Here is a 26,467-nt window from a genome sequence, read left to right as displayed (position 1 = left end):
TTATGCGATCAGTTGCAATAAGAAAGGAGAACATATGTTTTTAAAACAAGGTGGTTATTATGTGAACAGGCATAGTTGCTTTTTATTGCAGTACCATTTAGTCTTAGTCACAAAATATCGACATCCCGTGATTCGCGGACAATTAGAAACTGCCCTCAGAAATTATACGGAAACCTATTTTAAGGATCGTGATCTTACGATTCAGGCATTTGAATGCATGCCAGATCATATTCATATTTTGTTTGATGCAAAACCAAATTTAAATCTTGCAGAATTTGTAAATGCATTTAAATCTGCATCTTCTCGAAACATTAGAAAACAGTTTTCTGAGGAACTGAAACCTTATTACTGGAAACCCTATTTTTGGAGTTTGAGTTATTTTATCGGGACTGTCAGTGACCGAACAAGTACTGCGGTAAAGGAATATATTAAGAATCAAAAAAATGAATGATCTAAAATTTTAAAATCATTACGCATTCACCCACGTCTGATCCAGTTGGTCAGGCGTGGTACTCTACGATTTTGATAGACAATCGAATTCAAAGCACAGCAGGAGAGGGAAGAGTATGGGCATAACGATTTCATTTTCGATGAAGCCACAGCATAGCTGGCTTCCCCAGAATACCTGGAATCTCGAGCGAATGCAGAGATTTTCGCGAGAGCTTGCGGGGCAGATGGGGTATCACTGCGACGTGGTCGGTGACTATGTGATCTATCAGTTCTGTCCGGAGGGCTTTCTGTGGATGGCATGGAAGAAGGGCGAGATTGTCGGGGAGTGCCAGACGAATATCGCAGGACCGGGATTTCATGCGGCAGTGATTCATTTTCTGGATCTCTACGCGTCGCGAGGAAAGCTCGGGCTTCTCGTCAAGGATGATACCGGATATGATCGGGACCGCAATTTTGTCCGGATGAGGAGAGAGTATTTTTATACCTGGTTTGGTGATCTGATGAAGCAGATTTTTGAGCAGAAGGACCGCGCGGATCGTCAGCTCGTCTGTTGGCCGGCGAATTATTATCTGCCCGAGGAGCATAAGGGGATGGTGATGACGCATATCCGCCAGTTCTCGATGGAGGAGATTCGAAACATCGTCCATTCCGGAGTCAGTATGGGATTTGCAAAGGATTTTTTCATCTGGAATGAGGAGGAGAAAGACGCTTACTACTATCGAAACTGTGCGCTTGTGCTGATGAATCAGGAGTGCTATTTTATGCCATCCGGCCGGAGTGAACAGGATGAGGTGATCAACCGAAAGATTCTTGATCTGCTTGAGCGCGCGCTTGCATTAAAAGCGGATATTCAGTTCCCTAAAAATGAGTATTTGGAGCTGTGTGCGCTCGACGGGCGTGAGCCGAAAGCGCTCGATCATACGCCGGAACTGCCAAAGAATGCGCAGGTCGGATGCCGAAAGGAACTTTTGTTTCGGACAATCGGTTCCCTGCGTTTTGCCGTACCCGGAAGTTATCTCTACGACGGGACGAGACAGGGAAACTCGGAGCGTTACTACGATGGATGGGCAGAGAACAGTCATGATTACTACATCTGTGCGATGAATTTGGAGCACGAGGCGAGGTTTGAAAATCGACCGTTTGAGAAGGAAGAAGTCGAGAGAGTCATTGACTATGAGAGGGATAGTCTGCGCGGACGCATAGCGGTCTATCATCCGAGGCAGAGGGATGGGAAACTGCGGTATGAGGTCTCTGCGCAGATTCTCTATAAGAATCAGATGACGATTGTCACAGTTCGCTATCAGAATCCGGAGGAGGAGCCGTGGGCGATTGATCTGATCCGCAAAATCGAGGTTATTGAGGAGGAGAAAAAACCGAATCTCAAGTGCGGGTGAGCATTAAGAATTTTCAATCAAAACCAGAAGATTAATCGGAATCAGAAGGCAGAGACAGAAAAAAGAAAATCAGAAGATAAGAAAATATAGAAGAAAAGAAAAAACAGAAATAAAAAATGGAAGAAAAACATAAAAAGAAAGAAATGAAAAAGGAGATTTTAGAATAAAATGAAGATCGCGATCGTTACAGACAGCAACAGCGGAGTTACACAGGCACAGGCGAAGGAGCTTGGAATCACTGTGATTCCCATGCCGTTTATGATCAACGGTGAGACCTATGAGGAGGATATCAACCTGACGCAGGAGCAGTTTTATACTCATCTGACTGATGGAGCTGAGATCTCCACTTCTCAGCCGTCTCCGCAGACCGTGATGAACCAGTGGAATGAACTTCTTAAAGAGTATGATCAGATTGTGCACATTCCGATGTCAAGCGGGTTGAGTGGTTCCTGCCAGACTGCCATGATGCTTGCGGATGAGGATGAGTATGAGGGCAAGGTCTTTGTTGTCAACAACCAGAGAATCTCTGTTACTCAGCGCCAGTCTGCTATCGATGCAAAGGTGATGGCAGATAAGGGAATGGATGGAGAAGAGATCAAGCGCGTGCTTGAGGAGACAAAGCTCGAGTCAAGCATTTACATCACAGTGGACACTCTGAAGTACTTAAAGAAGGGCGGACGCATTACCCCGGCGGCAGCAGCACTCGGAACTCTGCTTCGGATCAAGCCGGTGCTTCAGATTCAGGGAGAGAAGCTCGATTCGTTCTCGAAGGCGCGCACGATCAAACAGGCAAAGAGTACGATGATCACGGCGATCGAGCATGATATTAAGAATCGTTTCCATGATCCGGAGGCAGAGCACACCTGGCTTCAGCTCGCTTACACGTACGATCGTGAGATGGCAGAAGAATTTCTTGAGGAAGTCAAAGCACACTTCCCGAAGAGTGTTGGAATTCATATGGACCCTCTGTCTCTGAGTGTTGCCTGTCACATCGGACCGGGAGCAATCGCCCTTGCCTGCACGAAAAAGCTGGATTAAAAGCAGGAGAAAGGGTCAGAGAAAACATTAAAGAAAACGTCAAATATAAAAATTGGCGAAAAGCGAAAAACATCAGACGCAAAGACAGACACAAATAACGTCAATAACGTCAGAAAATCGGGGAAAGGAGGAGCGTGAGAGAACAATGGATCAGGTAAAGAAGAAATGGCAGTTCCCTTTTGCAGTCAAACGAAGGGTGACGGTGAGCCTGAAAGTACCGGTTGTGATTCTTCTTGTGCTGTTTGGTCTGATTCCGATGATTCTGTGCACCCATGCGACGATCGCTTCGGTGCGTCAGAATCAGATTGAGGCGAGGATGGCGGAGGTTCAGAATCAGTGCCAGATTTTGAGCGACAAGCTGACGCGGGCGGGGTATTTGAACGGGACGGATCGCTCCATGATGAACAGTGAGATCGAGACGGTCGCGGATATTTTTGATGGAAGAATCGTGGTTGTTGATCAGAATTTCCGGATTGTGGAGGATACATTCCATATTGCGGAAAATCGTCTTCATATTGCGGAGTCAGTGATTCGCTGTTATCAGGGAGAGACGATGAACCGGTATATCAAGAACCGTCACTATTTCCTTCAGACAACACCGATCTATGACAATACGGCGGAGAAGACTGTGCAGGGAGTCATGATTATCACCTCGTCGACGGAGCCGTTGATGTCGCTTGCGGATATGGTTCACGACAAGGCAGTCCTGCTTCAGAGTATTGTGTTCTTTGTGGTTTTGCTTGCCGGAATCGCGGTGGCTTCCTGTCTGATCTTCCCGTTTAAGGAATTTCAGAATCGGCTCAATCATGTGGCTCAGGGCGCTCTCGACACCGATATCAGCACCGACAGTTACAAGGAGACTCAGGACATCTCAAGGGCGGTTGAGATGACGATCACAAAACTTCGTGAGGTTGACCAGTCGCGCCAGGAGTTTGTATCGAATGTCTCCCATGAGCTCAAAACGCCGATCACCTCGATTCGCGTGCTTGCGGATTCGCTGATGGGAATGGGTGAAGTGCCGGTGGAGCTTTACCGGGAGTTCATGGAGGACATCTCGGATGAGATCGACCGCGAGAGCAAGATCATCGATGACCTTCTCTCTCTCGTGAAAATGGACAAGTCGGAGGCGGAACTCAACATTTCCCAGTCGAATATTTACACGCTCGTCGAGCAAATTTTAAAGCGTCTGCGTCCGATCGCAAACAAACAGAAAGTCGAGCTGATTTTTGAGAGCATCCGCGAGGTGACTGCGGATGTAGATGAGATGAAGCTCTCGCTTGCGATCACGAACCTTGTGGAAAATGCGATCAAGTACAACAAGGAGGATGGCTGGGTGCGGGTGACGCTCGATGCCGACCACAAATTCTTTTATATTAAGGTATCGGACTCTGGAATCGGAATTCCGGAGGAGGCGCAGGACCGCATTTTTGAGCGTTTTTACCGCGTCGACAAGGCGCGCTCGAGAGAGACAGGCGGAAGCGGACTCGGACTTGCGATCACGAGAAATGTTGTGTTGATGCATAAGGGTGCGATCAAGTTGACGAGCCGGGAGGGTGAGGGAAGTACGTTCACAATCCGGATTCCGCTCAACTATATTGCATGATGAGAGGGGGGCAAGGACGAGACCGATGAATACGAAGAAAAAGAAACGAGACTGTCTGCTCCTTCTGGCTGTATTGGTGCTTCTCGTCGCAGGGATTGTCGGATGTCAGAAGACGAGGACGGGGACGGAACATGTAGACGGGGAAAATATCTACCAGATCTATTACATGAATCCGTCGGCGACCCGCCTTGTCGCGCACGATTATCAGACGGAGACGACCGATCAGGATTTTCTGATTCAGGAGCTGATGGAACAGCTTTTGCATGTGCCGGCGGATCTCGATGCGCAGATGGCACTCTCGGATAAGGTGATTTATCAGGGATACAAAAAAGAGGATGTCGTGCTTTATCTCTACTTTGATAACAACTATACGAGCATGAAATCCTACCGTGAAATCTTGTGCCGGGCAGCACTCACGAAGACGATGACGCAGATTGATGGGATTGATTATATTAATATTTACACGGGCGATCAGCCCCTTCTCGATGCCAACAATATGCCGGTTGGTATGCTCAGTGACTCGGATTTTGTGGACAGCATCACGGATATCAATGCCTACGAGAAGACAGAACTGACGCTGTATTTTACGGATGCAGACGGAGAAAAACTGTATCCGGAGCGCAGGAGTGTGATGCACAACATCAATACTTCGGTCGAGAAGGTTGTCGTTGAGGCGCTTCTTGAGGGACCGGAGTCGGAAAATCTGTGCCCGACGCTCGATCCGCAGACAAAACTTTTGAATATTTCTGTAAATGAGAATGTGTGCTATCTGAATTTTGACAGCAGTTTTCTCAACAATGCACTGAATGTGCAGGATTACATTCCGATTTACTCGATTGTGGACTCTCTGCTTGAGCAGTCCTCGGTCAGCCGGGTGCAGATCACGGTCGATGGAAACCAGAATGTTGTATTCCGGGATAAGGTACCACTCAATACGCTCTTTGAGCGCAACCTCGATTTGATAGGAGGATCAGATCATTAGAAGACCGCTTGTGTTCCTGGCAGGAGGATTCGTACTTGGAGAGGCATGGATTCTGTGTGGGAGAGCGGTGAGCGAAAATATGGGGGCAGTCGAAAAAACTGGAAGGTTTGTGATTGCCGGGGTGGCTGTCGCTGTGGTTGTGGCGATCGTGGCAGTCCTGGTTTTGATGTCAGGAAATGAGTTGTCAAATTGGTTCTCGGATCAATTTGGCAGTCCGTTATCCGCTGAAAAATACAGAAAACGACAGAGAGAAAGAATTGAAGAGAGAAAAGGCAAAAATCGTCAGGGGCGGTTTTGGTCTTTTTTCTTATCGAGGATTTGTGGGATAACAATGATGATTTGTGGGCTCACGTTAATTGGTGGGATTATCGGAGCAGGGCGGGCGACTTTTGAGCGAAATGTCTGCGAGAGGGAGGTTGCGCTTGGGCTTGACGGAGAAATAACGACGATCACCGGGCGAGTGCGATCCGTCACTGAGAAAGAAAACGGGTGGGAGCTGATTTTGGATGCATGTGAGCTGGAAAATGGTGAATTGGATTATACCGGCAAATTGGATCATGCAAAACTGGAAAATATAGAATTTGCGAGCATGGAATTTGCAGATATGGAATTTGTGAAGGCGCAGGTAGGGAATCATGGAGATTACGGAGATCATGAAAATTATGAAAATCACGTAAAAAAACGACGATTACTTCGGCGGATTCTCGTGAAAATCAATCAGGAGACAGAACCTGGTTTTGGGTCAGGTCAGAAAACTGATTCAGAAATTGAGAGCGGAGAGGTTTTTTCCTGCGGAAATCAGGTTTGTGTAACTGGGATCTGCTATGCGTTTGACAAGCCACGTGCGCCCGGAGAATTTGACTACTGTACTTATTATCGATCGAAAAAACTGACCTATCGGATGATTGCCTCCTCAGTTGAGGTTCGAGATCGGCGGTGCGACTGGATTCTTGAGGCTCTTCGGAAGATTTCTTTGCGCGCTTCGGCAAATTTGGAGCGGATTGCAGGGGCGCAGGATGCAGGAATTTTGCGGGCAGTTCTTCTCGGGGACAGGACAGATCTTCCCGAGGAGGTGCGCACTCTCTATCAGGAAAATGGAATTGCGCATATTCTGGCACTCAGTGGGCTTCATCTCTCTCTTGTAAGTCTTGCAGTCTACGGACTTTTGCGAAAACTGGGAGTTGGATTTGGGTTTTCTGCAATGATTGCGGGCGTGGTGTTGACCGGATATGCGTGGATGAGTGGAAGTTCGGCATCGGTGATTCGGGCACTTGTGATGACGCTTTGCGGATTTGGAGCTTCATATCTCGGGCGGACGTATGACAGACGGAGTGCGCTCGGGCTTGCCGGAATGATTCTGATGTGGGACAGCCCCTATTTATTGACACAGGCGGGAGTTCAGCTCTCGTTTGGGGCGATTCTTGGAATTGGATTGTTTGAAGAGAAAAATGGTAATGCAGGTGGTGAGGAAAGTCATGATACAAGCGCAAATGCATTTTATGCGGGAATCGGGATGCATGCGGTGACGTTTCCGATTGTGCTCTGGCATTTTTTTCAGTTTCCGTTGTATGGGATTTTTCTGAATCTTCTCATTGTTCCGTTTGCAGGAATTCTTGTGGGATCGGCAGTCACAGGGCTTGTGCTTGCGGAAGTCTCCGTGGGAGCAGGGCGGTTTGCAGTTGGTGGGGCGAGAATGCTTCTTCGATGGTATGAGTGGTGCTGTCGGATTGGGGCGAGATTTCCGGGGAGTCATCTGATTTTTGGGCGTCCGAGATTCTGGCAGATCGGAGTCTATTATGGGGCTTTGGCGGGAATTCTGCTTTTTAGGAAATGGGAAACGAAGCCGGAGAAGCGTGAAAAGCCGGAAAAGCAGGTGAGGCATGAAAAGCATGAAATGCCGGGAGTATGGTTGGTAGTTGCGCTTAGTGTTCTTTTACTTCCACTTCCGCACCGGGGGCTTGATGTGACGTTTCTTGATGTAGGGCAGGGGGATGGAATCTGCATTCGGGCAGATTCGTCGGTGATTCTGGTCGATGGTGGAAGCAGTGACGAGAAAAATCTTGGGAAAAATCGTCTGGTTCCGTTTATAAAGAGCAGTGGAATCCGAAGAATTGACAGTGTCATCGTCAGTCATGGTGATTCAGATCACATCAGTGGACTGGTGTGGCTTTTTCAGGAGGAAGAGGATATCGGCATCAGGCAGTTGATTCTTCCAAAGGCGGGACAGGCAGATGAGGCGTATCAGACCTTGATTGAGCAGGCAGATCGGCGAGGGTGCCGTGTGATCTGGATGGAGAGGGGAGATCGAATCGAGAGTGGAAAGCTGAGGATTCAGTGCTTGTATCCGCCGGGGGAGGATGAGGGAGCAGAGAACAGGAGAAACCTTGAAGAAATGGCAGAAAAGGCTCTGGCTGATCGCAATGAGCAGTCCCTTGTGCTTCGTGTGGAGTATGGAAAATTTGCGATGCTTCTGACTGGGGACATGAGTGAGGCGGGGGAAGCTGCACTGTTGGAGTGTGAGAATACGGGGAGTGCAGAAAATCGTGCTGGGAGCGCAGAAAATGCGTCAGAGGTTTCTGGTGAGAACGGGCTTGAGGGGATTTTTCTACTGAAATCTGCTCATCATGGTTCAAGATTTTCAAACAGCGAGGAGTGGCTTGATGCAGTGAACCCGCAGATAACGGTGATTTCCTATGGAAAGGACAATCGTTATGGTCATCCGCATGAGGAGACGATAGAAAGACTGAGAGAGCGAAAGATAAAGGTGATTGGAACGGGACAGGACGGGAGTGTCTTCTTCCATACCGATGGGGAGAAGGTTTCGTGGAGATGCTGGTCCTATGGATACGGGCACTGATCGGCAATCATTTTGCTTCGGAGTTGATTTTTTTATACAGATCTGGTATAAACAACAAAAGATATATGTGCGTTATAATATAGCGATGGGAAAAAGTATTGCTGCATATGAGAGAAAATTAAGAAAAAATAGGGGACAGAATAAGAATGCAGACACTGAATCAGGATATCAAGAATCATACTTTTCAGCGAGCGTATCTGATTTGCGGGGAAGAGGCTTTTTTAAAGAATAGTTATAAAAAGAAGATGATGGAGGCGATTCTCGACGGAGATACCATGAATTTTGCTGCGTTTGAGGGCAAGGGAATTGATGTTGAGGAGGTTATTCGTCTGGCAGACACAATGCCTTTTTTTGCGGAACATCGCCTGATCCTCATTGAAAACAGTGGATTTTTTAAGAGTGGGTGTGAGGCACTTCTGACGTATCTTCCACAGATGCCGGATACGACTTGCATGATTTTTGTGGAGTCGGAGGTGGATAAGCGAAGTAAACTTTATAAGAAGATCAAGGAACTTGGTTACATTGCGGAGATGAACCGACAGGATAGTGTTCAGCTTGCGCGATGGGCGGGAGCAATTCTCGCAAAGGCGGGCAAGAAGATCACCGGAAGAACGATGGAGTTGTTTTTAAGCATGAGCGGAGATGATATGGAGAATATTCGCATGGAACTCGAAAAGCTCATCAGCTATACGGGAGAAAAAGAGGTCATCACCGATGAGGATGTGAGAGCAATCTGTACTCCGCAGGTGACAAACCGAATTTTTGAGATGGTGTCTGCGATTGCAGGAAGACAACCGCACAAGGCGATGGATCTCTATGAGGATCTGTTGACACTCAAAGAACCGCCGATGAGAATTCTATTTTTGATTGCGAGACAGTTTAATCAGATTTTGCAGGTAAAAGAGCTGATGGAAAAGAGGATGGATCGAAGTGCGATCGCGTCTGCGCTGAAACTTCAGCCGTTTGTTGTCGGAAAGACAATGCCACAGGCGAGACAGTTTACGCGGGACCAGATTCTCTCGTATGTAAATCTGTGTGTGGATGCCGAGGAGGCGGTTAAGAGTGGACGACTTCAGGATCGTCTTGCGGTAGAATTGCTGATTGCAAAAGAGTATTAAAAGAAACTCGATGACCGGAAATCTAAATAATGTAAGAATGGTATAAAAAAGAACTCCGATTCCCCACACCCAGGGATCGAAGTTCTTTTTGTGGTTATATTAAATTCCAGTCTTATGCTTACGCCATTGCGCTAACAGCCTTGGAAAGGCGGGAAACCTTTCTGGAAGCAGTGTTGCTGTGGTAAACACCCTTGGTTGCAGCCTTCTCGATCTCAGAGATAGCAGCATTCAGGCTTGCCTGAGCAAGAGCCTTATCTCCTGCAAGGACAGCAGCCTCTACCTTCTTGCAAGCAGTTTTAACCTTAGATCTGATAGCTTTGTTTCTAGCAGCCTTGGTCTCGGTAACTAAAATTCTTTTCTTAGCAGACTTAATATTTGCCAATCTGGGCACCTCCAATTATAAAAAAATAATTCAATAGCATCTGGTTTGCATCAAAGCCTGGACACGGACAGTTCAATGTAAACATACTTTTGTATTCTACTCAATTTCTCATAAAATGTCAATACATAATTCTAAGGATTTTTTGAAAAAATAAGAGAGACGGTCATAGTGTGCAGGCAGAATTTTTTGATCGAATAGAAAATTTCGTGTAATACAAAAAAGAAATGGATGGAAAGGGGAATATGGAAAATGGCAAGAAAGGAAAACAATTTTGAGGTTCGGACGGATCTGGCGGTTGAGCAGAGAGAAAGTTTTCCGGGAGATGGAGGAGAGATTGCGGGTGTTGCTCTGCGCGAATGGAGGGAGAGCGGATCGGCAGTAAAGATGAGCGAGGTGCAGATCCTTGATGAGCATGGGGCAAGAGCAATGGGAAAGCCCAAAGGAGTCTATCTGACGCTTGAGGCGGATGGAATGGCTGGAAATGATGAGGAAGAGATGGAGGAGATCGCCAGAGAGTTTGCCCTGCAACTTCGCAGACTACTGCTGAGAGAACAGAACGAAGCACAGATAACCCCAAAAGAACTGGATGACCTCAAAGAATTCCAGGGATCAAAATCAGAAAAGGTGAAAAATAAAGAGAATAGAATCGGATTTGAGGGAAAGCGGATTCTCGTTGTAGGATTGGGAAATGCGTTTGTGACGCCGGATGCGCTTGGACCACGCACAGCGGGGAAGCTGAAGGTGACGCGCCATCTCGATGGACAGTTTGGAAAGGGCTTTTGTCAGGAGAGAAATCTGCCCCTGTTAAGTGCAATCGTTCCGGGTGTGATGGCTCAGACCGGAATGGAGAGTGCAGAAATTTTGCGGGGAATTGTAAGGGAGACAAAACCGGAGCTGGTCATCGTGATTGATGCGCTTGCAGCCCGCAGTGTCCGTCGCCTTGGAACGACGATTCAGTTGACGGACACAGGAATTCATCCGGGATCGGGAGTGGGAAATCATCGTCATGGATTGACAAGAGAAAGTCTTGGAGTTCCGGTGTTTGCGGTTGGAGTCCCGACCGTCGTCGGTGCGACTTCGATTGTGCATGATACAATCAGCTCTCTAGAAGCGTGGGAGATCGAGGAAAAGCCGGGATGGGAGGAAAAACTGGAACCGGAACTGCGCAATTTGTATGTAACTCCGCCCGATATTGATGAGAGAATCCAGCGGATCAGCAGGATTTTGTGTGATGGGATTCATCAGGCACTTTTTGAGCCGGAAACTTGCTTGTAAAGCAGAAAAAAGTGTGTTATGATATTTTGAGCTTTGTGTATTTATATAGGAAGTACAGTAAGTTACAAAAGAGCGGGAGGATAGAGGGGCATGAAGACGTATCTAATTGTATGGCCACTGGTGTTTCTGGCTGGTTTTGTTGATTCGATTGCAGGCGGAGGTGGACTGATCTCCCTTCCGGCATACATCATTGCTGGTGTTCCGGCGCATATCGCGATCGGAACAAATAAGATGTCCTCTTCGATGGGAACAGTGATCTCAACAGCCCGATATTTGAAAAACGGGTATATTAAAGGAAGAAAGCTGATTATACTTTCGATTTGCGCCTGTGTTTCGGCACTCATTGGATCGATGATTGGATCGAGACTTTCTCTTCTGGCAAGTGATCAGATCCTGAAGAATCTGATGATTCCGGTTCTTCCGATTGTCGCCTTCTATGTTCTGAAAAATAAAAATTTCGGGGCAGGTTCTGAGAAGGGACCGCTTTCCGATACGGCTACATTTGCAGTGGCAATCTGTGCATCCCTTGTCATTGGAATGTACGATGGATTTTACGGTCCGGGAACCGGAACCTTTCTTCTGATCGTATTGACCGGATTGGCGAGACTGGATGTTCAGACTGCCTCCGGAATGACAAAGATGATCAATCTGTCTTCCAACCTTGCAGCACTCACGACATTCCTGATTCATGGGACAGCCAGTTACAGTCTGGGACTGAGTGCAGGTTTATTCTGCATCGCAGGACATTATATTGGTTCCGGTCTCGTCGTACATAATGGACAGAAGATTGTGAGACCGGTGGTTTTGGTTGTGTTAGCAATTCTGTTTATCAAAATTCTTTCTGGAAACTAAGCGGGTATTACCGTTCGTGCATTGCACAAATGATGATGGATTTATTTGCTATGAGTTTAAGTATCGACTTGGCGTATGCTTCCGGTCAGCTCTGCTGACTTCAATTGGAATCGAGAGCTGCAGAGCCACATAAAAGAAAAATAGAAATTAAATAGATATTAAAGAAAAACAAAAACCAACAGACAAACTGTTACTTGAAGAAGGATTAAGAACAAAAAACATATCATAGGGCAGGGACTGCCCGAATTAACGCCTGTGGAGATAGTAGGTCACGAGGTCTATGAAACAGGAAGCCCTTTGGCTTTAGACAATGGGTAGTTCACTAAAGACGATTTTAAGATAAAAGAAAGGATGAAAAATTTATGAAGTGGACAAAATTCACACTGAAGACCACCACAGAGGCGGTTGACTTAATCAGCAATATGCTCGACGAGCTTGGCATTGAGGGCATTGAGATCGAGGATAACGTACCGCTGTCTGAGGCAGACACGAAGGGCATGTTTATCGACATTCTCCCGGAACTTCCGCCGGACGATGGCACTGCAAAGGTGAGCTTCTATCTCGAAGACCTGAGCAATCTCGAGGACCTTCTGCGCAACATTGAGGAAGGGCTCGATGATCTGAGTGAGTTCGTCAATGTCGGCGAGCGCACAATCGCTGTCTCCGAGACAGAGGATAAGGATTGGATCAACAACTGGAAGCAGTATTTCAAGCCGTTCACCGTAGATGATATCCTGATCAAGCCGACCTGGGAAGAGATTCCGGCAGAACATGCAGACAAGCTTTTAATCGAAATTGACCCGGGAACAGCCTTCGGAACCGGAAAACATGAAACGACTCAGCTTTGCATCCGTCAGCTCGACAAATACATCAAGGGCGGAGAGAAGGTTCTCGATGTCGGAACCGGAAGCGGAATCCTTGGAATCGCAGCTCTGAAGCTCGGCGCAAGCGAGGCATTTGGAACCGATCTTGATGAGAATGCAGTCGTTGCAGTCAGGGAGAATCTCGAGGCAAACCACATTCCGGCTGAGAAGTTCGGCGTTGTTCAGGGAAATATCATCGATGACAAGGCAATTCAGGATCAGGCAGGATACGAGTGCTACGACATCGTTGTGGCAAACATTCTTGCTCCGGTCATCATTATGCTTCAGGGCGAGATCGCACCTCACCTCAAGCACGGCGGAATCTTCATCACATCCGGAATCATTAACACGAAGGAAGAAGATGTGCGTCAGGCAATGGAGGCAAATCCGGAACTGGAGATCGTGGAGATCAACCATCAGAACGACTGGGTTTCCATCACCGCACGCAGAAAGTAGGAAGAGAGCATGTATCATTTTTTTGTGACACCGGCGCAGATTGCGGACGGCTATGCAGTGATTACCGGTCAGGATGTCAACCATATCCGAAACGTGCTGAGAATGAAACCGGGCGAGAAAGTCGGAATTCGCGATGGTATTTCGAGAAACTATGTCTGTGAACTTGAGACGATGGAGGCAGATGAGATTCGCGCAAGGATTCTGTCGGAGGAGGCAGATTCGAGTGAGCTCCCGTCAAGACTCTATCTCTTTCAGGGACTTCCAAAGAGCGACAAGATGGATCTGATTATTCAGAAGGCGGTTGAACTTGGCGTCTACGAGGTGATTCCGGTTGCAACGAGACGCGCTGTGGTAAAACTTGATAAGAAGAAAGAGGATGCAAAGCTCAGACGCTGGAATGCGATTGCGGAGAGTGCGGCAAAGCAGTCCGGACGCATGATGATCCCGGAGGTCAGCAAAGTGGTGAGCTTTTCTGAGGCAGTAAAACGCGCAGAGAAGATGAACCTTGCACTGATCCCGTATGAGCTTGCCGAAGGGATGGCAGAGACAAAACGAGTTCTGTCTAAAGTTTGCCCGGGAATGGATGTGGCGATCTTCATCGGACCGGAGGGCGGTTTTGATGTGGAGGAAGTGGAAGAAGCAAAGTCGGCAGGGGTGGCTCCAATCACGCTTGGAAGACGGATTTTGCGGACGGAGACGGCAGGTCTGACAGCCCTGTCCATCTTGATGTTTCAACTGGAGGATTAGAATAAAATGGAAGCATATTTTGATAATTCCGCGACGACACGGGTGCTCGACGAGGTAAAGGATCTTGTCGTCAAGGTGATGACGGAAGATTACGGAAATGCGGCAGCCCTGCACAGAAAAGGTGTTGAGGCGGAGCGGTATATAAAGGAAGCACGCGCACAGATTGCAAAGACGCTGAAAGTGGAGGAGAAGGAAATCCTTTTCACCTCCGGCGGTTCGGAGTCCAACAACATGGCTTTGATCGGCACAGCACTCGCAAATCAGCGCGCAGGCAAGCACATCATCAGCACGGCAGTTGAACATCCGTCTGTATACAATCCGCTCTCTTATCTGGAAGAACTCGGATTTGAGATTACCTTCCTTCCGGTTGACAAGGACGGGCATATCAGTCTGGAGGAGCTCAGAGCGGCAGTGCGTCCGGACACGATTCTCGTCTCCGTGATGTACGTCAATAACGAGGTCGGAGCCGTTGAGCCGATTGCAGAGATCTCCAGGATCGTGAAGGAGAAGAATCCGAAGACGCTGATCCATGCAGATGCGATCCAGGCTTACGGAAAATATGTGATTCGCCCGAAGAAGGAGGGCATTGACCTTCTCTCTGTCAGCGGACACAAGATTCATGCGCCGAAGGGAACAGGTTTCCTGTATATCCGCAATGGCGTAAAGATCAAACCTCTGATCTACGGTGGAGGTCAACAGAACGGACTGCGTTCTGGTACAGAGAATGTTCCGGGAGTTGCAGGTCTCGGACTCGCAGCCAAGATCATGTACACAAATCATGATGAGAAGATCCGCCAGATGATCGAGCTCAAGGATTATCTGATCGACCGCATCGGAGAGCTTGACGGCTGTGTAGTCAACAGCAAAAAAGGCGAGGGAAGCGCTCCGCAGATCGTGAGTGTGAGCTTTGAGGGCGTGCGCGCGGAGGTGCTTCTGCATGCGCTTGAGGACAAGAGTATTTTCGTTTCCTCCGGTTCCGCATGTTCCTCCCATCATCCGGGCATCAGCGGTACGTTAAAGGGAATCGGCGTGAAGCCGGATCTTCTCGATTCGACGATCCGTTTCAGCTTTGGCGTGTTTAACACAAAAGAGCAGATTGATTACTGCATCGACGCACTCAAAGAACTTCTTCCGGTTCTGCGCCGTTACCGCAGAGGCTAAGAATGTTTAAACCAAGATAAGAATAGAGAAAAACGGTCAATTCATGATCATTAACCGGTTATAAATACAAAAAGAAAGGAAGCTCCATGAAATTTCAGTCATTTTTGATTAAGTATGCAGAGATCGGAACAAAGGGAAAGAACCGGTATCTGTTTGAGGATGCCCTGATTCACCAGATCAAGGTAGCACTCAAAAAAGTAGAGGGATCGTTCCAGATTTCCAAGGAATCCGGACGTATCTATGTGCAGGCAGTCAGCGATTACGATTACGATGAGGTGATTGAGGCACTTCAGCGCGTTTTCGGTATCGCGTGGATCTGCCCGATGCTTCAGGTTGAGGAGAAGGACTTCGAGAACCTGAAGAAAATCGTTGTGGATTATGTCGGAGAGGTTTATGAGGACAAACACTTCACATTCAAGGTAGACAGCCGTCGTGCCGACAAGAGTTATCCGATCCGTTCCGAGCAGATGAATGCCGATCTCGGAGAGGCAATCCTGAATGCATATCCGGAGACTTCTGTGGATGTTCATAAGCCACAGGTGCTCCTGAAAGTGGAGGTTCGCAAACTTGTGAACATTTACTCCCTGATGATTCCGGGACCGGGTGGTATGCCGGTTGGAACGAACGGAAAGGCAATGCTTCTGCTCTCCGGTGGAATTGACAGCCCGGTAGCAGGATACATGATTGCAAAGCGCGGTGTGAAGATTGATGCAGTTTACTTCCACGCTCCGCCATACACGAGCGAGCGCGCAAAGCAGAAGGTTGTGGATTTGGCAAAGCAGGTATCCAAGTACTCCGGTCCGATTCCGCTTTACGTTGTAAACTTCACGGATATTCAGCTCTACATCTATGAGCAGTGCCCGCATGAGGAGCTGACGATCATCATGCGCCGTTACATGATGAAGATTGCGGAGGAGCTTGCGCGCAGAAACGATGCACTGGCACTGATCACCGGCGAGAGCATCGGACAGGTTGCCTCCCAGACGGTACATTCCCTCGCAGCGACGAACGAGGTTTGCACGATGCCGGTATTCCGTCCGCTGATCGGTTTTGATAAGCAGGAGATCGTGGATATTTCCGAGAAGATTGGAACGTTCGAGACTTCGATTCAGCCGTATGAGGATTGCTGTACGATTTTCGTGGCAAAGCATCCGGTAATCAAGCCGAACCTCACTTACATTCATCGCTCTGAGTTGAAACTTCAGGAGAAGATTGATGAGATGATGAAGACGGCGATTGACACCGCAGAGATGATCTGGTGTGAGTAAATTCCTTCGATTTTAGAGAAATGTGTTGCTGTTTGCGCGATGCGTGAACAGTAACACATGAGTGCGCAGGGATTCTGATTGGAAGATCTCAACAGGATGGATCAGACTGATCAGGATCATGCGCCAAATAAAACAAAAAATAAAAAAGGATGCATTTCTCAGAGAGAAAGCATCCCGTCTATCACAGATTCCGATTCCACATAAAGGATAGATTCATATTAAGTTGTAGAACAGATAGATCCATAAATTCATCCATGGATTCTATTTATGATTCTATGAATGATGTGAAGAATGATTATGTACGGATTCCGGATGATTATTTGATGATGTACGGAGAAAGGGTCTCCAGGATCTCATCGATTCCTGCCTCAGCGTGGATGTTTAAGTCGATCGGCTTGGACAGATCCAGGCTGAAGATACCCATGATGGACTTTGCGTCGATCACGTAACGACCAGATACCAGGTCGAAATCAACATCAAATTTGGACAGATCGTTTACGAAAGATTTTACTTTATCGATGGAATTTAAAGAAATACGAACGGTTTTCATGTAAATAAGCCTCCTTGTTTTTGTCATTCCCTTTTTGGCTGCGACGGCACATTTCACCCGTCTGCCATATAACAATACTACTCATAACTGGCTGAAAAGTCAATAGGGAGTTTTAAGGATTATTTGCAGAGTCAGGCAACAAATAGTTACTGTACAGGGATGGAAATTTTCTGAACGGAAAATTCCGCATGATACAGTGGTGGAGAAGATTTATTATAGAAAATTTAAGGAGAATAAGCAATGAGAAAAGCAGCTTTACATAACTTAGGCTGCAAGGTAAATGCCTATGAGACGGAGGCGATGCAACAGCTTCTCGAGGAAGCGGGATATGAGATTGTCTCTTTTCAGGATCAGGCGGATGTCTACGTTATCAACACCTGCTCCGTGACGAACGTGGCAGATAAGAAATCCCGTCAGATGTTGCACCGGGCAAAGAAGATGAATCCGGATGCAGTGGTAGTTGCAGCAGGCTGTTATGTGCAGGCTGCCGCGGAGGAACTCAAGAAAGATCTCTCAGTCGATGTGATTATTGGAAATAATAAAAAGAAAGATCTCGTTCCGATTCTCGAATCCTATTTTGCGGAGAGAGAGCAGAAGAGCCAGAACACACAGGTTCCTCAGAATACGCAGGATGCTCTGGATCTTCAGGAAGGCATGGAAAATGGAGAAAATGGGGAGAATACCGGTGATTCCAATGCAAATCCGAAGGAACATCTCGCTGAGGACCATGTGATTGAGATTGGAAAGACGAAGGAATACGAGGAGCTGAAACTTCACCATACGGGAGAACACACGCGTGCATTTTTGAAGGTGCAGGACGGATGCAACCAGTTTTGCAGTTATTGCATCATTCCGTATACGAGAGGTCGTGTCCGTAGCCGTCGCCCGGAAGATGTGGAACGCGAGGTCAGAGAGCTTGCCGAGGCAGGTTATCAGGAGATCGTTCTGACGGGAATTCATCTGAGCTCCTACGGTCTTGATTTCCCTGAAGGAGAGCGCCAGACGCTTCTCGATCTGATCCTTCGTCTTGAGAAGGTGGAGAAGATCAAGAGAATTCGCCTTGGTTCTCTTGAGCCGAGAATTGTGACGGAGGAATTTGCAAAAGCGCTTGCCTCGTCTGAGAAGATCTGTCCGCATTTTCATCTCTCCTTGCAGAGCGGCTGTGATGAGACGCTCAAGAGGATGAACCGCCGTTACGACACGGAGGAGTATCGTGAGAAATGCGAGATTCTGCGCCGTGCTTTCACGAATCCGGCGATCACAACGGATGTGATTGTAGGATTTGCCGGAGAGACGGAGGAGGAATTTGCACAGACGAAATCCTTCTTGGAGGAGATCGGTTTTTATGAGATGCATATTTTCAAGTACTCGCGCCGTGCAGGAACCCGCGCTGCGGTGATGCCGAATCAGGTTTCTGATCAGATCAAGGCGAAGAGAAGCGATGTGCTTCTCGAGCTTGAGAAGAGACAGTCCCTCGATTACCGGAAATCTTTCCTCGGAAAAGAGGAGGAGGTGCTTCTCGAGGAGGAGACGAAGGTCGATGGAGTGACGTATCTGACCGGTTACACGAAAGAGTATGTGAAGGTCGCATACCCGGCAGAAATTGGTGCCCGCAACATGCTTGTGAGAGGACAGCTTGTCGAGATGCTGACAGATGAAATTTTGCTGATGAGATAAAAAGGGGTAAAATCCGTCACCGGTTGTGCAAGGTATGAGGGGTGACAATTGTGGGTTTAAATTCCCCTTGCCGAATCAGGAAAAGTAGTATAGAATAGAGAAGAATAGTTAAAGGACGTGAAAAGCATGGGCGAAATTCATAATACACAGTTTTTTAAAGCAGTACAGGAAAATAAGATGGATGTCAGCCAGGTGCTCGAGCAGGTATATGTGGCGCTCACGGAGAAGGGATACAATCCGGTCAATCAGATTGTCGGATATATCATGTCCGGAGATCCGACCTATATCACCAGCTATAAGAGTGCGAGAAGCCTGATTATGAAGGTGGAGAGAGATGAGATTCTCGAAGAGCTGATGTCAGTATATATTGATGCAAAGCTGAAAAAATAGGCATATTGCCAGAACTCTCTTGAGAAGGAAGTGCCAGAGAAAGTGTGCGCTTAAAATGCCAGAGTGTGTTTGAGAGATCCAAAGCAGGATCGGACGGCAGGGAGAGAGGATGGTTGCAGTCTGCATTTGCCCGTTATCGGAGACTGTCCGTGGTCGGAGCAAAAAGAGGCTGTGGCAGGAGTAGAAGAAGACTGTCAGTCCGATCCGTCTGAGAAAGGCTGACAGTCTTTTCGATACATTCGCATTTGCGAGAGATTTGCATTTGCGAGAAAATTTGCATGGTAGAGAACTTTGCATGAGAGGGAAGACCGGTAAAATCAAGTTGCTGTTTGCGCAAGCTATGAGAAGGGGCGAATGGCAGCGAAGAGAGAAAACGAGACGGATGAAGAACTCGATGCATAAAATCTGGAGAACTGAATATGAGAATTTTAGGATTGGATTATGGCTCAAAGACCGTCGGGGTGGCAGTCTGCGATCCGCTCGGGATTACCGCGCAGGGAGTGGAGACGATCACACGCAAAGACGAGGGAAAACTGCGCCGTACTTTGGCGCGGATTGAGGCTCTCATCGCAGAGTATGAGGTGGAGACCATCGTTTTGGGATATCCGCTGAATATGGATGACTCAGTCGGAGAACGTGCGAGAAAAACGGAAGAATTTCGTGATATGCTGGTCCGCAGAACCGGTTTGCCGGTTATTCTGTGGGATGAGCGTCTGACAACTATACAGGCGAATGAAATCTTGATGGAGAGTGGAGTTCGGCGGGAAGATCGGAAGAAGGTTATAGATAAAATTGCGGCAACCCTGATCTTACAGTCGTACCTCGGTTCTCTTGAGAGTGAACAGAAAAAAGAAACAATTTAACTCGATTCACTCATTTCGCTTATTGAGAACTTAAGGGATTAAAAAATTAAGAACTTAAAGAATTGGGAAATTGAGTGATTGAGCGGAGTCAGTTAAGAGACAATGAAGCAATTAGGCGATGAAGCAATCTGATAATGAAACCGGTGATGAAAGAATGAGGCTGGAAGAATGAGGCGGTTTTGTTATCGAGATTTGTGAGAGAGCCATGAGGGAGTAAAAAGGTGACACAGGAAGAAAAGATTACATTGCAGACGGAAGACGGGGAATTTGTGGACTTTTATGTCCTTGAGGAGACCCGGATCAATGGCATGAACTATCTGATGGTGACGGATTCCGAGGATGACGAGGAAGATGGAGAGTGCTATATTCTGAAAGATGTCTCGAAGGCAGAGGACAGCGATGCTGTCTATGAATTTGTGGAGAATGATGATGAGCTGGATTATCTTTACCGCATTTTCACGGAGCTGATGGAGGACATGGAAGTCGAGATTCGCAAATAAGTCAAGCAGGCTAAGGAAAAGAGCAAAAAAGGAATAAAAAAGCAATAAAATAATGAATAAATGAAACCGTGATGAAATCGAGGCGAAGCGGAATCAGGGTAATTAGGGTTAATTAGGGTATAGAAGAATCAACATGTGAAAAACTGCATGCGAGCAGAAAGTGTGACAACGTGTGCGGTATGTGAGGGAAATCTGCGGAGATACAGCGGCCGGTTTCTCTCACAAAATAGGAGAAGAGAGCGGATGGAACAGAAGCAGTTTCAAGAGATCCTCCGGGATAAGGGACTGAAGGTAACGGCACAGCGTCTGCTTGTGCTTGAGACGATTGCGGATCATTCGGATGAGCATTTAACGGCGGAGGAGATTTATGAGCTTGCGCGCCGTAAATATCCGGAGATTGGTCTGGCAACGATTTACCGGACGCTTCAGGTTCTGGTGGGGCTCCATGTGATAGAAAAGATCAGTCTGGATGACGGATTTGCCCGCTATGAGTTTGGCAAAGAGGGTACGGATGGGCATCATCGTCATCACCATGCAGTTTGTCTGGGGTGCGGGGCTGTCATTTCCATTGAAGATGATCTGCTCGATGGGCTGGAACAGGCAGTTCGGAAGCGAATTGGATTTCAGGTAACGGATCACGAATTGAATTTATATGGATTTTGCAGGGAGTGTCTGAAAAAACAGAACCCTGAAAAATAAGAAAGAAATCGTAAACGACAAGAAAGTCCTTTTTGGGACAAGGCAGTGTGAATAGCCGGAAAATAAAATAACCGGAAGAATGGTCAGAAGCCATTGGACAGAGTTTTTTGAGAAGTGTGAGAAGACTTTGGGGATGGCAATTCATTAGAATGTGGAGGAAATGATTGCATGACAGAAAAACAGAATACAGAAAATCAGAATGCGGAAGTTTATGCGAATCCGGTGACAGAGCGTGAGGAAAGTCCGGCTGTGCAGGCAGAGAGACAATCAGCAGAGAAAACGACACCGGTAGAAAAACAGCCAGAGCAGTCTGCCGAGAAGCAGGTGGAAAAACCAGTAGAGACACCGGTAGAAAAAGCAGCAGAAAAGGGAACGGAAAACGGAACCGAAAAAGCAGAAAAACCGGCACCAGCAGAAAAGTCGGTGGGACAGCAGGTGACAGGGTCGGCGAAAGCGCAGGAGAATGTGAGCGCGGATGCAGATCATGCAGAGGCAGACACACAGGCACAGACAAAACGTCCGGCACAGAAGAAGGGTCGTGGTGGAGCGCACAGAGACGGAAACCGTCCTCAGCGTCAGGATGCAAAGAAGCGGGATGAGAAGAATCCGGATGAGCACAAGCAAAACAACAAAGCTCAGGGAGAAAACCAGAACCAGAATCAAAATCAGAATCGCCCGAAGAAAAACGGAAAGGCAAAACAGCAGCCGCAACACGATGGAGTGAAGCAGGATGCTGGAAAGACGGCAGGCAAACAGGGTGCAAAGCAGGAGAGATCGGAGAAGCAGAATAATGCGCCTAAGACGAAGGGACCGAAGCGCGCAGAGCGTCAGCAGGCAAAACTTCCGGTAGTGACATCTTCGGAGGAAGTTGGCTTTGTTCCGGGAACCGGTGAGGGACAGGCAAAGGTTCGCATCATCCCGCTCGGTGGTCTTGAGCAGATCGGTATGAACATCACGGCATTTGAGTATGAGGATACGATCGTCGTTGTCGATTGTGGTCTTGCGTTCCCGACCGATGACATGCTCGGTATCGACCTCGTCATTCCGGATGTCACCTATCTTGAGAGAAACATTGACAAAGTAAAGGGATTTGTGATTACTCACGGACATGAGGATCATATCGGAGCCCTTCCTTATATCCTTCAGAAGATTAATGTGCCGGTATACGGAACGAAGCTGACGATCGCACTGATCGAGAATAAGCTCAAAGAGCATAATCTGATGAAGAACACGAAGCGCAAGGTTGTGAAGCATGGTCAGTCGATCACGCTCGGTGCTTTCCGCGTGGAGTTCATCAAAACGAACCACAGCATCGCAGATGCGGCAGCTCTCGCAATCTTCACTCCGGCAGGTGTGATCGTTCATACCGGAGACTTCAAGGTAGACTACACTCCGGTATTCGGAGATGCGTTTGACCTTCCGCGTTTTGCGGAGCTCGGAAAGAAGGGAGTTCTTGCCCTGCTTTCTGATAGTACAAATGCGATTCGTCCGGGATTCACCGCATCGGAGAGAACCGTCGGAAAGACATTTGACGCAGTATTTGCAGAGCATAAGAATAACCGTATCATCGTTGCAACCTTCGCATCGAACGTTGACCGTGTTCAGCAGATCGTTTACTCGGCATGTAAGTACGGAAGAAAGGTTGTTGTCGAGGGACGAAGCATGGTCAATGTCATCGGAACGGCAAGTGAACTCGGCTACATCAATATTCCGGAGAACACGCTGATTGACATCGACCAGCTCAAGAATTATCCGGACGAGCAGACCGTTCTGATCACGACCGGAAGTCAGGGAGAGGCGATGGCAGCTCTGTCCCGTATGGCATCGGGCATGCACCGAAAAGTCACGATCAAGCCGAATGATGTTGTAATCATGAGCTCTCATCCGATTCCGGGAAATGAGAAGGCAGTCTCCAAGGTTATCAACGAGCTTGCCATGAAGGGTGTTGAAGTCATCACCGAGGATACCCATGTATCCGGCCATGCATGTCAGGAAGAGATCAAACTAATCTACTCGCTGCTTCATCCGCGCTATGCACTTCCGGTTCATGGTGAGTATCGTCATCTTGTCGCAAACCGCAGTATTGCGATGGCGATGGGAGTGCCGAAGGAGCGCACGCTGATTATGTCTTCCGGAAACGTTGTGGAGATCTGTGAGGATTACTGTAAGGTCGTTGACCAGGTTCAGGCAGGAGGAATTCTCGTCGATGGTCTCGGTGTCGGTGATGTCGGAAATATCGTCCTCAGAGATCGTCAGAACCTCGCTCAGAACGGTATCATCATCGTTGTATTGACACTTGAGAAATACAGCAATCAGCTTCTCGCAGGTCCGGATATCGTCTCTCGCGGATTTGTCTATGTGAGAGAGTCCGAGGATCTGATGGATGACGCAAAGAATATCGTTGACAATGCGGTTGCAGATTGTCTCGACCGCCATGTAACCGACTGGGGCAAGATCAAGAACATCATTCGCGACAGTCTGAGTGATTTCCTGTGGAAGCGCATGAAACGCAGCCCGATGATTCTTCCGATCATCATGGAAGTTGAGTAAATAGAGGATTTGAGTCAGGAAAATTGTTACTCAGGAAAGGATAAGAGCGCATGAGCCAGGTTACGCGAGACATCAATAAAATAACGAGAGCAATCATCGGAATTTCCGGAAAGCTGATCCTCTATGCGCTGATTATCCTTCTGCTCGCGGAGGGAATGACGCGGGGCTATGCATTTGGTCACTCGATTTTCTATGCGACGGCAGTGGAGTCGGCTCCGGGAACGGATAAGACGATCACGATTCCGGAAGGACAGAGTGCAAAGGAGTCTGTTCAACTGCTTCACGATGTGGGATTGATCTCGAATGAGCTGGCTGTGGAGATTCAGCTGAAGTTTTATGACTATAAGATTCAGCCCGGAACGTACACGCTGAACACCTCGATGACGTCAAAGGAGATTCTCCAGGTTCTCAACGAGAAAAAGACGGAAGAGACGAAGGACGGCAGTGCGAGTTAGTCACATAAGTCTGAACATATGAGTTTGGGTAATGTTTGGGCAAATCATAAATTGGGAAGACAACATTGGACGCTTCAGCGAATCTTTTGGATTTGCTGGAGCGTTCTAAAATAACGGAAAGTTTTATCCGAAGTAAACAAAGCAATGGAGTAGTAGAGAGATGGATCAGGAACGGGTTACTGCATATATTCATTCATTGGATCGCGGTCACGGGGAACTCTGTGATCGGATTGCAAAAACAGCAAGGGCGGAGTTTGTGCCGATCATTCGGCGCGAGACGGCATCGTTCCTTCAGGCACAGATCATGGCGGTGCGTCCGATGAGAATTCTGGAAGTTGGCACGGCTGTGGGATATTCGGCGCTCTTGATGCGTCAGGTGATGCCAGAGGGGGCACATATCACGACGATTGAGAGGGATGAGGTGCGGATTCAGAAGGCGAAGGATCATTTTGCACTTGCACAGGCGCAGGAGGATATTACGTTGCTTGAGGGAGATGCACAGAAGATTCTTGAGGAGATTGACGGACCGTTTGATTTTGTGTTCATGGATGCGGCGAAAGGTCAGTACATTCACTGGCTTCCGTCGATTCTGAGACTTCTTGTGCCCGGTGGAGTACTGTTTTCCGATAACGTGCTTCAGGATGGTGATATCATTGAGTCTCGGTTTGCAGTGGAGAGACGAAATCGAACGATTCACGCGCGAATGAGGGAGTATCTCTACACCCTGACCCATCATGAGGAGTTGCTGACAAGTGTGATTCCGATCGGAGATGGAGTCGCGCTGAGTGTAAAAAAATAGGGAAGCCACTTGAATTTTGAGTCGCGTGGAAAATGATCTTCTGTGTGGTTAGAAATATGGATGCGGACGGTGTAAACCATACCGTTCAGTATATGAAAGAAAAATTTTTACAAATAGAAATAGGAAATCGAGTAGAAATGAGGAGAAAATCATGAGAGAGACAGAGTTGCTGATTCCGGCAGGTAGTCTGGACGTGCTGAAGACGGCTGTGATTTACGGCGCGGATGCCGTATATATCGGTGGTGAGGCATTTGGACTGCGTGCAAAGGCAAAGAACTTTTCTGCTGAGGACATGAAGGCAGGAATTGAGTTTGCACATGAGCATGGAGCGAAAGTCTATGTGACGGCAAATATTCTCGCGCACAACGAGGATCTTGAGGGAGTCGAGAAGTACTTTGAGGAGCTGAAAGAGATTGGTCCGGATGCGCTGATCATCTCTGATCCGGGTGTCTTTGAGATTGCAAAGCGCGTGCTTCCGGAGATGGAGATTCATATCAGTACACAGGCGAACAACACGAACTATGGAACGTATCTGTTCTGGCATCGTCTCGGCGCAAAGCGTGTCGTTTCCGCACGTGAGCTTTCTCTTGAGGAGATCCGCCAGATTCGAGAGAGAATCCCGGATGATATGGAGATCGAAAGCTTTATTCACGGAGCAATGTGTATTTCCTATTCCGGCCGTTGCCTGCTGAGCAATTTCCTCACGGGACGCGATGCAAATCAGGGAGCCTGCACCCATCCGTGTCGTTGGAATTATGCGCTGATGGAGGAGTCAAGACCGGGCGAGTACATGCCGGTGTTTGAGAACGAGCGTGGAACCTTTATCTTTAACTCGAAGGATCTGTGCATGATTGAGCATATTCCGGAGATGCTTGAGGCTGGAATCGACAGCTTCAAGATTGAGGGACGCATGAAGACTGCCCTTTATGTGGCAACCGTGGCGCGAGCATATCGCCGTGCGATTGACGATTATAAGAAAGATCCGGAGCTTTACAGAAAGAATCTTGGCTGGTATCGTGAGGAGATCGGAAAGTGCACGAACCGCGACTTCACGACGGGATTCTATTTTGGAAAGCCGGGTCCGGAGAGTCAGATTTATGAGAGCAGTACCTATCTGAAGAATTACACCTATCTTGGAACGGTTGAGGCTGTCCGCGAGGATGGTTACTGCCGGATTGAGCAGAAGAACAAGTTCTCTGTCGGTGAGAAGATTGAGGTCATGAAGCCGGACGGCACGAATGTCGAGGTGACGGTTCGCGCAATCACGGCTGAGGATGGAACGCCTCAGGAGAGCGCACCGCATGCCCGTCAGATCATCTGGGTGGATCTCGGAACCGAGTTAAGTCCGTATGATCTTTTGAGACGCAGTGAGGTCGATGGACAGTAAAAGACAGGAAAACGGTTTAACTTGTTTTTGTCTGAAACGATAAGACAGAAAGAGCGTTTTACACGGATTTTGGCAAAAGCCAGTCCGGTAAGACGCTCTTTTATATGAGTGCGCCCGGCGGCGCACGTTTCTAACCGGTGCAAGTCCGGAA

Annotated in this window: 25 protein-coding genes; 23 read left to right on the top strand and 2 right to left on the bottom strand. The window is 47.8% G+C overall.

The features are described 5' to 3' along the window. Positions 1-34: 34 nt before the first annotated feature. From tnpA to holA, 7 genes are all read left to right on the top strand, one after another. Entirely contained in the window at positions 35-451 is a 417-nt protein-coding gene (gene tnpA / locus AC4EVX_RS02155) for an IS200/IS605 family transposase (RefSeq protein ID WP_490159462.1), read from the top strand. Positions 452-566: 115 nt separating this feature from the next. Then, positions 567-1,844 carry a hypothetical protein gene (locus AC4EVX_RS02150; protein ID WP_177976742.1) on the top strand — a complete coding sequence of 426 codons (1,278 nt, stop codon included), beginning with the start codon at positions 567-569 and terminating at the stop codon, positions 1,842-1,844. 168 nt (positions 1,845-2,012) lie between these two features. Continuing rightward, entirely contained in the window at positions 2,013-2,882 is an 870-nt protein-coding gene (locus AC4EVX_RS02145) for a DegV family protein (protein ID WP_490159461.1), read from the top strand. A 145-nt stretch (positions 2,883-3,027) separates the two neighbouring features. Continuing rightward, positions 3,028-4,485: a sensor histidine kinase gene (locus AC4EVX_RS02140; protein ID WP_177976744.1), complete on the top strand. Its 1,458-nt coding sequence runs from the start codon at positions 3,028-3,030 to the stop codon at positions 4,483-4,485. A 25-nt stretch (positions 4,486-4,510) separates the two neighbouring features. Then, on the top strand, positions 4,511-5,467 hold the full coding sequence (locus AC4EVX_RS02135) for a GerMN domain-containing protein (RefSeq protein ID WP_308451923.1): 957 nt from the start codon (positions 4,511-4,513) through the stop codon (positions 5,465-5,467). A 10-nt stretch (positions 5,468-5,477) separates the two neighbouring features. After that, positions 5,478-8,324, top strand: coding sequence for a DNA internalization-related competence protein ComEC/Rec2 (locus AC4EVX_RS02130; RefSeq protein WP_490159460.1), 2,847 nt, complete (start codon positions 5,478-5,480; stop codon positions 8,322-8,324). 146 nt (positions 8,325-8,470) lie between these two features. Continuing rightward, positions 8,471-9,442 (top strand): DNA polymerase III subunit delta, encoded by a 972-nt coding sequence (gene holA / locus AC4EVX_RS02125; RefSeq protein ID WP_490159459.1) that lies wholly within the window; start codon positions 8,471-8,473, stop codon positions 9,440-9,442. Between the two features lie 118 nt (positions 9,443-9,560). Here holA and rpsT read toward each other — a convergent pair whose 3' ends face one another. Next, positions 9,561-9,824 carry a 30S ribosomal protein S20 gene (rpsT, locus tag AC4EVX_RS02120; protein WP_177976748.1) on the bottom strand — a complete coding sequence of 88 codons (264 nt, stop codon included), beginning with the start codon at positions 9,822-9,824 and terminating at the stop codon, positions 9,561-9,563. Positions 9,825-10,073: 249 nt separating this feature from the next. Between rpsT and gpr the strand changes: the two genes are divergently transcribed. From gpr to thiI, 6 genes are all read left to right on the top strand, one after another. Next, the gene (gene gpr, locus AC4EVX_RS02115; RefSeq protein WP_490159458.1) at positions 10,074-11,099 is read left to right on the top strand and encodes a GPR endopeptidase; all 1,026 of its coding nucleotides are present in this window, start codon (positions 10,074-10,076) and stop codon (positions 11,097-11,099) included. 90 nt (positions 11,100-11,189) lie between these two features. Continuing rightward, on the top strand, positions 11,190-11,951 hold the full coding sequence (locus AC4EVX_RS02110; protein WP_177976750.1) for a TSUP family transporter: 762 nt from the start codon (positions 11,190-11,192) through the stop codon (positions 11,949-11,951). Between the two features lie 362 nt (positions 11,952-12,313). Then, complete coding sequence (gene prmA, locus AC4EVX_RS02105) at positions 12,314-13,270, top strand: 50S ribosomal protein L11 methyltransferase (RefSeq protein WP_177976751.1); 957 nt, start codon at positions 12,314-12,316, stop codon at positions 13,268-13,270. Between the two features lie 9 nt (positions 13,271-13,279). Continuing rightward, positions 13,280-14,017, top strand: coding sequence for a 16S rRNA (uracil(1498)-N(3))-methyltransferase (locus AC4EVX_RS02100; protein WP_177976752.1), 738 nt, complete (start codon positions 13,280-13,282; stop codon positions 14,015-14,017). A gap of 6 nt (positions 14,018-14,023) precedes the next feature. Further along, positions 14,024-15,178, top strand: a complete 1,155-nt coding sequence (locus AC4EVX_RS02095; protein ID WP_177976753.1) for a cysteine desulfurase family protein — start codon at positions 14,024-14,026, stop codon at positions 15,176-15,178. A gap of 86 nt (positions 15,179-15,264) precedes the next feature. After that, positions 15,265-16,446: a tRNA uracil 4-sulfurtransferase ThiI gene (thiI, locus tag AC4EVX_RS02090; RefSeq protein ID WP_177976754.1), complete on the top strand. Its 1,182-nt coding sequence runs from the start codon at positions 15,265-15,267 to the stop codon at positions 16,444-16,446. Between the two features lie 316 nt (positions 16,447-16,762). Here the strand turns inward: thiI and AC4EVX_RS02085 are convergent, their stop codons facing one another. After that, the gene (locus tag AC4EVX_RS02085; RefSeq protein WP_177976755.1) at positions 16,763-16,996 is read right to left on the bottom strand and encodes an HPr family phosphocarrier protein; all 234 of its coding nucleotides are present in this window, start codon (positions 16,994-16,996) and stop codon (positions 16,763-16,765) included. 240 nt (positions 16,997-17,236) lie between these two features. Between AC4EVX_RS02085 and mtaB the strand changes: the two genes are divergently transcribed. The 10 genes from mtaB (at position 17,237) to AC4EVX_RS02035 (ending at position 26,316) form a co-directional block, all read left to right on the top strand. After that, entirely contained in the window at positions 17,237-18,673 is a 1,437-nt protein-coding gene (gene mtaB / locus AC4EVX_RS02080) for a tRNA (N(6)-L-threonylcarbamoyladenosine(37)-C(2))-methylthiotransferase MtaB (RefSeq protein ID WP_490159457.1), read from the top strand. A gap of 126 nt (positions 18,674-18,799) precedes the next feature. Continuing rightward, entirely contained in the window at positions 18,800-19,063 is a 264-nt protein-coding gene (locus AC4EVX_RS02075) for an IreB family regulatory phosphoprotein (protein ID WP_177976948.1), read from the top strand. 69 nt (positions 19,064-19,132) lie between these two features. Further along, positions 19,133-19,285, top strand: coding sequence for a hypothetical protein (locus tag AC4EVX_RS02070; protein ID WP_177976947.1), 153 nt, complete (start codon positions 19,133-19,135; stop codon positions 19,283-19,285). Between the two features lie 197 nt (positions 19,286-19,482). Continuing rightward, the gene (gene ruvX / locus AC4EVX_RS02065; protein ID WP_177976946.1) at positions 19,483-19,926 is read left to right on the top strand and encodes a Holliday junction resolvase RuvX; all 444 of its coding nucleotides are present in this window, start codon (positions 19,483-19,485) and stop codon (positions 19,924-19,926) included. Between the two features lie 221 nt (positions 19,927-20,147). Beyond that, on the top strand, positions 20,148-20,426 hold the full coding sequence (locus AC4EVX_RS02060) for a DUF1292 domain-containing protein (RefSeq protein WP_177976945.1): 279 nt from the start codon (positions 20,148-20,150) through the stop codon (positions 20,424-20,426). Positions 20,427-20,669: 243 nt separating this feature from the next. Next, the gene (locus tag AC4EVX_RS02055; RefSeq protein ID WP_177976944.1) at positions 20,670-21,125 is read left to right on the top strand and encodes a transcriptional repressor; all 456 of its coding nucleotides are present in this window, start codon (positions 20,670-20,672) and stop codon (positions 21,123-21,125) included. Positions 21,126-21,293: 168 nt separating this feature from the next. After that, on the top strand, positions 21,294-23,675 hold the full coding sequence (locus AC4EVX_RS02050; RefSeq protein ID WP_490159456.1) for a ribonuclease J: 2,382 nt from the start codon (positions 21,294-21,296) through the stop codon (positions 23,673-23,675). Between the two features lie 50 nt (positions 23,676-23,725). Beyond that, on the top strand, positions 23,726-24,130 hold the full coding sequence (locus AC4EVX_RS02045) for an endolytic transglycosylase MltG (protein WP_177976943.1): 405 nt from the start codon (positions 23,726-23,728) through the stop codon (positions 24,128-24,130). A 160-nt stretch (positions 24,131-24,290) separates the two neighbouring features. Beyond that, positions 24,291-24,929 carry an O-methyltransferase gene (locus tag AC4EVX_RS02040; RefSeq protein WP_490159455.1) on the top strand — a complete coding sequence of 213 codons (639 nt, stop codon included), beginning with the start codon at positions 24,291-24,293 and terminating at the stop codon, positions 24,927-24,929. Positions 24,930-25,080: 151 nt separating this feature from the next. Further along, positions 25,081-26,316 (top strand): U32 family peptidase C-terminal domain-containing protein, encoded by a 1,236-nt coding sequence (locus AC4EVX_RS02035; protein WP_177976941.1) that lies wholly within the window; start codon positions 25,081-25,083, stop codon positions 26,314-26,316. Positions 26,317-26,467 lie beyond the last annotated feature (151 nt).

This window comes from Brotaphodocola sp., assembly GCF_983179755.1.
This window is presented reverse-complemented; position numbering and strand designations above follow the sequence as displayed.